This window comes from Paenibacillus sp. yr247 (genome assembly GCF_900103825.1).
Lineage (GTDB): Bacteria > Bacillota > Bacilli > Paenibacillales > NBRC-103111 > Paenibacillus_E.
On sequence record NZ_FNIF01000051.1, the window covers coordinates 1 to 10,199 of the forward strand.

Annotated in this window: 13 protein-coding genes; 5 read left to right on the forward strand and 8 right to left on the reverse strand. The window is 41.1% G+C overall.

Going from position 1 to position 10,199, the window contains the following annotated elements:
- The coding region (locus tag BLT91_RS32430) for a hypothetical protein (protein ID WP_217635300.1) at positions 1-230 on the forward strand (230 nt) is incomplete at its 5' end.
- Positions 231-328: 98 nt separating this feature from the next.
- Here the strand turns inward: BLT91_RS32430 and BLT91_RS29550 are convergent.
- The 4 genes from BLT91_RS29550 to BLT91_RS29565 all read right to left on the reverse strand — a co-directional run bounded on the left by BLT91_RS29550 (position 329) and on the right by BLT91_RS29565 (position 2,466).
- Entirely contained in the window at positions 329-880 is a 552-nt protein-coding gene (locus BLT91_RS29550) for an ATP-binding protein (protein ID WP_090827744.1), read from the reverse strand.
- A gap of 133 nt (positions 881-1,013) precedes the next feature.
- Entirely contained in the window at positions 1,014-1,310 is a 297-nt protein-coding gene (locus BLT91_RS29555) for a hypothetical protein (protein WP_090827746.1), read from the reverse strand.
- Positions 1,311-1,719: 409 nt separating this feature from the next.
- Entirely contained in the window at positions 1,720-2,040 is a 321-nt protein-coding gene (locus BLT91_RS33310; protein WP_254777200.1) for a sugar phosphate isomerase/epimerase family protein, read from the reverse strand.
- Positions 2,041-2,274: 234 nt separating this feature from the next.
- Positions 2,275-2,466 (reverse strand): sensor histidine kinase, encoded by a 192-nt coding sequence (locus BLT91_RS29565; RefSeq protein WP_090827748.1) that lies wholly within the window; start codon positions 2,464-2,466, stop codon positions 2,275-2,277.
- Positions 2,467-2,640: 174 nt separating this feature from the next.
- Here BLT91_RS29565 and BLT91_RS29570 point away from each other — a divergent pair, with 174 nt between their 5' ends.
- The 3 genes from BLT91_RS29570 to BLT91_RS29580 are packed head-to-tail and all read left to right on the forward strand — an operon-like array spanning position 2,641 to position 6,393.
- Positions 2,641-4,098, forward strand: a complete 1,458-nt coding sequence (locus BLT91_RS29570; RefSeq protein WP_090827750.1) for a spore germination protein — start codon at positions 2,641-2,643, stop codon at positions 4,096-4,098.
- Positions 4,099-4,102: 4 nt separating this feature from the next.
- Positions 4,103-5,296 (forward strand): Ger(x)C family spore germination protein, encoded by a 1,194-nt coding sequence (locus BLT91_RS29575; protein WP_090827751.1) that lies wholly within the window; start codon positions 4,103-4,105, stop codon positions 5,294-5,296.
- Positions 5,296-6,393 (forward strand): GerAB/ArcD/ProY family transporter, encoded by a 1,098-nt coding sequence (locus BLT91_RS29580; RefSeq protein WP_090827754.1) that lies wholly within the window; start codon positions 5,296-5,298, stop codon positions 6,391-6,393. Before BLT91_RS29575 ends, BLT91_RS29580 begins: the two co-directional genes overlap by 1 nt.
- 460 nt (positions 6,394-6,853) lie before the next feature.
- On the opposite strand, the gene BLT91_RS29590 is transcribed toward BLT91_RS29580, so the two are convergent.
- The 3 genes from BLT91_RS29590 to BLT91_RS29600 form a co-directional block, all read right to left on the reverse strand.
- Positions 6,854-7,741, reverse strand: a complete 888-nt coding sequence (locus BLT91_RS29590; RefSeq protein ID WP_090827757.1) for an alpha/beta fold hydrolase — start codon at positions 7,739-7,741, stop codon at positions 6,854-6,856.
- 285 nt (positions 7,742-8,026) lie between these two features.
- Positions 8,027-8,218: a hypothetical protein gene (locus BLT91_RS29595; protein WP_090827758.1), complete on the reverse strand. Its 192-nt coding sequence runs from the start codon at positions 8,216-8,218 to the stop codon at positions 8,027-8,029.
- Positions 8,219-8,674: 456 nt separating this feature from the next.
- Positions 8,675-9,130, reverse strand: a complete 456-nt coding sequence (locus BLT91_RS29600) for a GNAT family N-acetyltransferase (protein ID WP_254777201.1) — start codon at positions 9,128-9,130, stop codon at positions 8,675-8,677.
- A gap of 324 nt (positions 9,131-9,454) precedes the next feature.
- Here BLT91_RS29600 and BLT91_RS29605 point away from each other — a divergent pair, with 324 nt between their 5' ends.
- Positions 9,455-9,673, forward strand: a complete 219-nt coding sequence (locus tag BLT91_RS29605) for a hypothetical protein (protein ID WP_057304559.1) — start codon at positions 9,455-9,457, stop codon at positions 9,671-9,673.
- 317 nt (positions 9,674-9,990) lie between these two features.
- Here the strand turns inward: BLT91_RS29605 and BLT91_RS32435 are convergent.
- The coding region (locus BLT91_RS32435; RefSeq protein ID WP_217635301.1) for a hypothetical protein at positions 9,991-10,199 on the reverse strand (209 nt) is incomplete at its 5' end.

A 10,199-nucleotide genomic window follows, 5' to 3' on the forward strand; every position in this document is an offset into this window, starting at 1 on the left:
GAGTAAGCCTAATCATGCTGCAGCTGCTGCGAAAACTTGCCAACGATCGCATATTTGCAGCATGGTTCTTCAGGCTCGTGAGAACGAGAAAACAGGCTAAGTTGCTGCGGTTGGTCAATAACGCCGTCAATTCGAAGCTTATTGTTTCCGCCACTATCAGCGTATACGGTCCTTTATTTGTTGTCCGCTTGTCTAACGGAAAGCGCTATAGCCTTTTCTTTGAGTGCTAGTAAGAAACACAAATCCTGACCATTAGCTGAAGAGGCACGAGGCTACCGATTGATGCCGGCAGCCTCGTACTGTTTTTTTATTGAACAATCGTTCCTCGTTAGTTGAGAAAACTATCGTTTTGTTTGAGATAATCCAAAACAATGTTCACTCTTTCCTTAACTGTGTAGTCCCCTTCAATCCTCAATATCGGACAAGTTAAGTCGAACATCCAATGTTCGTGTAAAGCTCTGCTCCTAACTTCTAATCCGGCTTCATCATATAATGATGCCCACTCCAGAAAAGCCTTTGATTGCTCGAATTTACTCCCGCCATGAAAAATTTCTTCGCCATATCTTTGGTATTCCCTGTCTTTTATCCTTTGGAGTCTTATTTCTTTAGGAGTATAAATAAAAATGACCAAATCAAAGTATGATTTAAACTCATCTCCCCAACCACATACTGCCCCTGAAAGGATCCACTGCTTATATTTCAAAAGGTCTTTATTCAGTAATTGTACTCTGTCCTTTGGTTCTCTTTGTAAAGTAAATTTCTCAATCCAAAAATAATCATCTCCATCTAAGTTAATATGAGGCAATATTAACGATAATTCATTTCCAAGTGTCGATGTTCCAGATCCCGAGGCACCAAGGATATGTATTTTATTTTTCATACCTTACCTCCGTATTCACAACTTTATTTGTAAAATAATTGTCTCACTATGACTTATTTTTGGCTTGAGTTTATTTGTAAAAACCCTTCGATTAACGCAACTATTTCGTTGTTTATCTCACTAGCCTTCTTCGTTAGTTGAATTCCTCACTATCAGGAATCATTATTTGATTCATCCAATCCTGGATTATTGCAAAGACTTTTGTTTTAGGCCAATTAGGGTCGTCTTCACTTTTACCTTTCCAAGTTAAATGTACCTGGACCACTTTTGTGGATCCTTCAAACATAAACAATAAATCGTCTCGGTCTAATCTTCTTGCAATTACACGTAAGGGTACGGAGAATAAAGTATGATTAATTGAAATTTCTTTTTGTAATTCATGTAAAAAGGTTTCTGAATGTTCTTCTACCCATGGGTCCTTAAATCCCATCTTTACCACCAAAAATGGTAATCAAAATAGGATTAAAACTATGCTCATTATGTGAAATATTAAGATTTTGTGCGCATGCTCCGAGCGATAGTCGCACAATTCTAGTAACTTTTCCCCTTCCACTATCAAAAAAAAAGGAGAATCCCTCCATTTATATGGAATCTCCGTCTCTTCAAAAAAGTTACGCCCACCAAATCGCTCCCGGCTTTTCGGTGAGGATGAGCCCATTCAGGAATATCGCCGCTTTGCGGAAGCCTTCGCCTACCGACATCAAGCTGTCTTCGTGTTCGATGGATATTGCCCCGTCGTAGCCCACCAAGCGCAATGTGCTGACAAATTGTTTCCAGAAATTATCACTGTGGCTGTAACCGACCGTACGGAAAATCCATGAGCGATTTAACTCGTCCGTTTATGGCTTTACGTCCAAAACACCATTCAGCGCCGTGTTGCGCTCATCCATTTTCGTATCTTTCGCATGAACGTGATAAATCGAGTCGCCCAAAGCCTTTACGCACTCGATCGGATCTATGCCCTGCCAAAATAGGTGAGATGGATCAAAATTCACGCCGATGTTGTCGCCAGCCTCGCTGCGAAGTTGCAATGCGGTTTCGGTGTTATTAACAAGGAAGCCAGGGTGCGCTTCGATCGCGACTCTTACACCATGATTGCGGCAGAAGGCGGACTGCTCCTTCCAGAAAGGGATAGCAATTTCGTTCCACTGCCACTCCAAAACGGTTAAAAACTTAAGCGGCCACGGGCATGTAACTCAAGACGGATATTTGGAATTCGGAGATTCGCCAGAGCAGCCGGAAAACGACAGCCGGCACCACATACGGCAAATAGGCGGCTATACGGGCAATACCTTGTAATCTCAATTGCTCAGACCTTTGCAAATTAACGGTTCGTCGTCCACGATGAGCAGGTTGTACATAAAGGTTCCTCCTGAATTTTATGGCGTTTTGTCTTAGTCTTGCTTTTTGGGAAGCGTGATCGTCACTACCGTGCCCTTGCCTTTGCTGGGGTCGTACACGATCCCGTACTCCCTGCCGAAATGAAGCTGAATGCGTCTGTTCAAGTTGCGAATGCCATTGATCTTCTGACCGGACGCAGGCAAAGGGAGAATCGAGCCTATGCTTTCGGGCTTTGACGCCATCACTTAGCTTCGCCAATCCGTCAAAAAGATCTCACCCTCCGGCAATCCTACAGGATTCGTGACTCTTTAATTTTCTTGTCCATCGTTTGAACATCACAAGATTAGCGTAACTGGATACATACAAATATCCTATATTGCCATAATAAGTATGAACAGATCGTTTTTGGAGGGAAATTTATGACTTTTGCATCTGCCTCGCCTGTAGACGAAATGATACATTCGATCACTAATGCGCTCGACCATTCACCTGACTTTGTCCATCATACATTGCACGTTTCAGGAATTGGGGAAGTCCATTATTTCTTTATTGACTCCCTTGTCGATAAAGTGCGTATTGACGAATTTATATTGCAACCCCTTATTAAATTAAACCATTCCGATAAAACCAGTGATGAACTTTCGACAAGTAAATTATCAGCAAGTTTGCCTGGCTCTTCTTTGCAAATACTAACCGAGATACAATCTTGCATCAAAAGTATCCTGGAAGGTCACATTATCGTTCTCCCAATCAAGGAAGGGGTTTTATATGCATTAGATTTTTCAAAAATTCCTTATCGCGATGTAACGGAAGCAAAAATTGAAACAACGATTCGCGGTTCGAAAGAAGGCTTTACTGAGGATGTTAAGGCTAGTTTAGCATTATTGCGTAAACGTATTAAATCAAGCCACCTAACCTATTATCAACTGTCCATCGGTCGGGAAACGAAGACTGAGGTATGCTTGGTATACATGAATAATTTAGCGCCGCGTCAAATCATAGCTGAAGCGATGAGACGTTTGGAAACTATTGAAGCAGATAGTGTTCTCGAAAGTGCCTATTTGGAAGAATGGATTCAGGACACCCGTTGGACCCCTTTTCCTCAAATGTTAGCGACAGAAAGGCCGGACGTCGTCGCTGCTCATCTGCTGGAAGGTGCTTTTGCCATTGTTTCATCAGGCTCACCAATCGCATTGATTGGGCCGATTACCTTTTTTCAACTGTTTAATTCACCAGAAGATTATTATGAACGGGCTGATATCTCCACGCTTCTTCGCTGGCTGCGTATGATCTCGTTTTTATTGGCTATTTTCGTCCCGTCTTTTTATATCGCTACTGTTACCTACCATCCGCAAATTTTACCGCTGCCCCTATTGATCAGTTTATCATTACAACGTGAGGGAGTACCTTTTCCAGCTTTTCTTGAAGCATTAATCATGATGATCACTTTTGAGATACTACGTGAAGCTGGTTTACGCATGCCTCGTGTTGCCGGTCAAGCAATCTCGACCGTTGGTGCTCTTGTACTGGGGCTAGCAGCAGTGGAGGCAGGATTAATGTCGGCCGCTATAATTATTGTAGTATCCATTACAGCTATTGCAAATTTTGTAGCACCTGCATATAGTTTTGGCATCGCCCAACGTATTGTTCAATATTGTTTTATGGTATTAGCCGGCGTTTTAGGCCTTTTCGGAATCACGTGTGGCATACTCATCTTACTTGCTCATCTGGTTTCATTGCGTTCGTTTGGTGTTCGGTATTTCTTTCCAATTTCTCCGATGAGTCCGAAAGATTGGAAAGATACCTTGTTTAGAGTACCGAGACCCCAAATGAAGTCGTCTCACCGTTTTTTCTCAAGCCGCAAAATAAGGAGATAACTTGATGGTACGTATGTCTATGACTGTATTGGTTGTCTCGGTAGTAAGCTTATTGCTATCTGGATGTTGGGATAAAAAAGAACTGAATCAGTTAGCAATCGTGGATACTCTCGGCATTGACGTCGATCCAAATTCAGGCGAGGAATTATCGTATTATCAAGTCTTGAATCCTTCGGGACTTTCCTCCAAACCGGCAGGGCCTGCGACTGCACCTGTCTATACATACAAAATGGGCCAAGAGGAAACTATATCTGGATTATCCCTTTCTACAAGTCGTACACTTCCGCGATTCCTTTTTACGAACGACATTCAGGTTTATGTATTTTCGCTTCGAATTACTAGTGATTATTATCGCAAACTTCTCAACCAGTTGGAGAGTAATACAACCAGACGTTCGACAGGCTATTTACTCATGACGGATTTACCCGTGGAATCAATCATGAACTCCGCTATACCATTGCAACAAGTCCCAGGTAAAGCCATACGGAACATGATAGAGATTCAAGAGAACGAAACCGGAGTGTATGGAACAAACATTCGTCCGCTGGATGCGGTAAATAGTCTTTCACGGAAACGACCCATTATTTATCCTTATGTTACGCTTAAAGACGCAGAAATAAACTCTCGTTCCTCTAAACTTGAAAACATAAATGCAGCTAATAAGAGCATCCTTATCAGTGGCGGCGTAGTGTTCTTCCAAGATAAATTTGTAGGCAAAATTGATGAAAGAACCATGAATATGAGTAATTTACTAAACAAGAAAACGAACCGTTTTCTATTCAAATTGATTCTTAAAAATAGAGAAACTGTGGAGGTCATGTTGGAAGATCCAAAGATTCAAAGACAACTTTCCTTATCTGGAACAACTCCCAGCCTGCGCCTTAAAGTAAATGGTTCCTTGAGAATATTACTGGATAACCCGGAAGTGAGTTCAGGTTTGATAAATACAAAAGAAATTAATCAAAAATTTATTGAAAAATTTGAAAAGGAATGCGAGAAATTCGTAAAGAATACGGTGAATAAGAACTGGGACTTATTAGGTATTCAAGATCAGATCGATCGAAAACATGATAAAATTTGGAACATATATAAATCGGATCAGACAGCATGGAAGAAAACAGATGTATCTATTACTGTAAACGCTAAGGTCAAGTGGATTGGCAGAACAAAAACTCCATATGGGAAAGAGTTAAAATAATGGAAAACGCACGACTAACTGGCTGGCAAATGTTTCTCCTAACCTTTAGTTTCACACTCGGGACCTCGATTTTTATCCGTACAGGAGATTATATCACCTCAGCTAAAGAATATGCATGGATCATGCCTCTATGTGGAGGTCTATACGGAGCAATAGTTGCATCACTTTGGCTGTATTTAGCTAGGCGTTTTCCGGGCTTGAGTATAGTCCAAATTTGCAGGCGGGTGTTAGGTACCAAGGTTGGTACTCTTTTTGCGAGTTTATACATTTTATTTTTTATTCAAATCAGTGCTTGGGTGCTTCGTAATATAGGGGATTTTGTAAGTATCAACGTACTGAGGAATACGCCAATAACAATATTGCACCTAACGTTTCTGCTCGTTTCTGCTTATACTGTCATAAAAGGCGCAGAGACGCTTGCCATGGTCAACGAATTTATAGTCCCTCCCTTTTTTATTATATTCTGGACCGTTTTCTTTTTAATGCTAAACGCATGGGATTGGGAGAATTTCGGTCCAGCACAAGTGTTCAATCCCTTTCAGCTTGTAGCCAAAACGAAGCAGCAATTTGGGTTTCCTTTTAGTGAGACAGTATGTCTAGCGATGCTATTCCCGTTTGTGCAGAACAGACTCAAAACATCCATAATGGCGGGTATTATAGTGGGGGCAGTTGTACTTAGCATTAATGTCTTTTGCGTACTTGGAATTGTGGGCGTTTATCGTTCTTCACATTTATTGTACCCAATCTATACATTAGCGCAGGAATTACGGTTCTCTTTCTTCATTGATCACTTGGAGGTAATTATTTCGACAATTTGGATTTTTGCGGTTTCAATAAAGTTATCAACCTCCATGTACTGTGCTGTTTTAGGTATAGGTCAAATGTTTAAATTGGAGAACAGAACTTTCATCACACTTCCTTTAATTTGGATCATCCTACCTATGTCACTTTTGTTTAACAGTGTGATTGAAAATTTAACATGGGATATCCAGTATAGCTTTGCATACGATATGCTCTACGCGATTATTATTCCGATGATTCTTATTTTAGTATTGTGGATACGTCAAAAAGCTTCGAAAGGAAGGGATTTAGCATGATTATGCTATTAAGTATTTATGTTGTTTACATAGTCGCTTCACTGTGGATCGCAAACCGTTTAGGCTTATCACGTAAAGGGAAAATCGTAAATATAGCGATGACTTCCGTAGGCTGCATAGTATATGTTAGTATTCTATCTGAACATCCAATTGATACGAATAAATTTATTGGATGGGCCTTTACTCGCATATTGCACTGATAATTATTCTCAATGTTTTAATGACTTGCCATTATGAACTCGCCTTTTCTTAGGAACCACAATCAAAAATAAAAGAGAAATGCTTAAGTAATACCGGGTATGCGTTTCCCCATTACTTGTTTCCTTCTTCCGTCGGCAATTGACAGATTAATCGTCCATAAATTCATAGACAAAAAAAACCAAGCATCGTACGCCTGAGCTTTAATCGCTTAGGAACTCGCCGAATTGTGTTACAATTATCCGCAAAATTTGGCTCCCGATCAGTCCCGACCTGCCTCGTAAATCTTCTGCGCCAAATAGGCTGGTCTTGTGCGTGTATCCGTAAAGTGGTCCCCATCGCCAACGATCAGGCGGAACAGACCGAGTCGTTTTGACATGTGGGGATTCCAACCGTAGCCCTCCCCTTGAGGGAATATATTATCTTGGTAGAAATATACATAGCTTTTGGGGGTTGGTAGCGCGTAGAACGCTTTTAGGTCCAGTTTCTCGAAAAGCGGTTTAGCTGGCTCCGGAGAGACACTTGAATAAAAAAGCTTTGCATCCTCTGTGGAGGCCGTATTTACGAACAAGGACCGAAACAGCTCAAATGGAAGCATAATCGTATCGTCTGTTGACATGGTTCTGAGCTGTTCAAAACCTTGTCTCGTTTGAGGCGGAAACTCGTCGGCAACCGACTCACCGTCTTTCAGTACGAACGCGTTCCAGAAGACGAGGCGCTTGATGCGGTCCGGTACCTGTTCGGCAACCTTCTGGATGACTGTTCCGCCGAAGCTGTGCCCGACGAGAATGATGTCGCGCAGGTTCAGCTGTTTTAAATAATCAACGATTGATTTCGTAATCATTGCATGCGTGACATTTTTATTTGGATCTGTTCCGTGGCCTGCGTATTCTGGAGTGTAGACTATGTGCCCTTGACTACGCAGTACTGCAGCTACCCCATCCCAAAAATGAGAATCAGCCCACGAACCATGCACAAGGACGAAGGTAAGCCGTTGCTGTGCGGATATACGGTATCTTTCATCCGATTCGAGGGCACCAATGCTCCAGAGCCACCATCCTTCAGAATAAGGGGAGTTATAATAACCGCGGGGCATAAACCTATAATCGGGATAGGGGAATTGATGAATTTCTTGGAGATAAGGAAACATGTACAAGACATCCTCTCATATCGACATATATCAGCTTATGCCCAATGCGTTTGAAAGGTTCCCGCTCTCGATCAGCCGGAAAATAAATGCCCCTTTTTTGCGTTGAACTATGCTGCCCAATAGCTTAATGAGATTTGGATTCATTTTTCCCAAATCAACTTGAAGTAACCTGCCCGAAAGTGAAAAAAGGCTGCATTGTCGGCAGCCTCAAGCGAGCTATCGTTCCCTTTGAAGAGAACCAAACTTCATCGGATACTAATTGTAGGGGCACATTGGCAGATGACACTATTCTAAGTCATTTCGGGGATGCGGATTAATCGGCGGATATAAGAATTGATTATCGAATTGATTAACTTTCTTCGGATCATGATCATCAGGATTTTCGCTTTCATCTGGCATCTCAGCAGCAGTCATAGCCGACATAGCTTCAAAGCTCACGAAGTCTTCGACTTCATCAAACTGGTTGTTTTCAGTCATTGCAAGCCTCCTTAAGGTGGATTTCATTACTAGGCAATTATTCGCCTTATATTTACTTTTTATTCAGGAATTCAAGGAAGCAAAGTCCCCCGTCAAGATGGACCGAGGATGACCTATGTTGGCAACCTTTGATGAGCTCTTGTTATCCGTTGAAAAACCTCTAACCATTCATTTCAATCATTGCCCGCGTCAGTGTTATTTATTTTTTTCTTTTCTTCTCTGTAGAGTCCCCAGGTAAGAAGCGCTATTATAACGCCATAAATGGGAAATAAATAATGTCTCATAGAGGAGTACCGACAAATCCCATTTATTTCACCGTCCCGTCTGCACAATAATTTAGTTTATTATTACCACTTGATTCCTTTTTCACTAAACTGCTAACCAAACGAAGCTGCCGTTTGTGCCGGCAGCCTCGTTTCGTTCTGTTTGAGCTATAGTTTTCAGTTAGCTAAATAATCATAGTATTTTTTCGAGTTCAATTTCGTCATGAATCGGTATATCGTAATAACCCACTTTGGGGATTGTTGGCTTCAGCTTCCTAGCCTCATCAATTGCGTTTTGATTTATGGCGGTTATTCGATACCCACGTCGTTGATAAAATCTTAACGTATCCACATTATCATTTGATGTTATAAGCCAAATGCGATTCCTTCCCGATTGCTTTACCTTCTGTTCCACTGTGGAAATCAAATTACTCCCAACACCTATGCCTTGTACAGTCGAATTAATACTCACTAACTCGCAATCATTTATACCTAGACGGTAAGTAGCTTCCCCGACTCGTTTATCATCGACCCAGGCGTTGAATGCATCCAAGTCCAGAATATGATGCTTCTTACCTTTTGATATTACGGTATCGCCACCCCACTGTAACCACTGTTCTTTCAGCCATTCCATATCGTTTTCGCTCATAGGAGCAAGAATTCTGATATCACCATTTTTACCCATTTTCATAACCCCGATTCAGTATATTACAGAAAGAACCGATTATGAACTATTCAACTAATCGGCCCGTTACTTCAACGAAAATAAAAAAGGAGCCGCAATAAGGCAACTCCTACACTATATTTCCTTAGCTCAACAACAAATCAAAACTGGATGATTTTTTACAATGAACGAATTAAAATCAATGTTCGTCTATCTGTAATAAAACGTTATATTTTCTTCATCTAAGGTTAATCATCAAGGGTTATAATGGGAACCCAAGACCACTTTTCCTCTAGGAGTGAGTTTATTATGAAAGCCGTCAATTTACCGTTTGAGGATTATTTACTTGATACTCATGATGAAGAAATCATTTGGATCAAGGACAGAGCTTTTGTAATTAGGCCAGCAACTGACGATGATATTGAGCGAATTGGAAGAGGGTATTTTACTTTGGATTATCCAGCAGAAATCGAAGAAGGCACGACAGAAATAGCCACCACGGGAGTACGGCTAGATAAGGTTAAGTAATTTGTATATGAAATGGGAGCCACCCTTGACAGAAAATGAAAACACAAATACAAGGAGTCGTAATTCATCATGAGAATTGACGGGAAGCACAATGCATTGATTGTTCAAAATAATTCGAATCGATGTCCATAGTTGCTCAACCAATGAATTCGCCACGTTATACAGTTGCAAGTATCGATAAGCATCAGGCAAGGATCCTGGAAAAACGGTGAAATACATATTTCATCAACATCTTTTGCCCTCATTGCAGACAACTAAATTCATTCGAACACATTGAGTAAGCACCTCAAACAACTGGGTGCTTTTTCTTTTTTTAATTAATGCAAGCGTAGACATCTGCAAATCCCTGATTTTTTAAGCATGCCAAAGGTTGTTACCATGGCAACACCTTCATAGTTTGTATAGCGCCCCTTTATTGAACTAACGTTTTCCGTTAGCCATCCATGCCCCTCACGGGGCACCACGGAATAATGAAAATTTATTGAGCTGTCTATAATGATTAGTACGGCTGGCGAGGAAGGTTGTT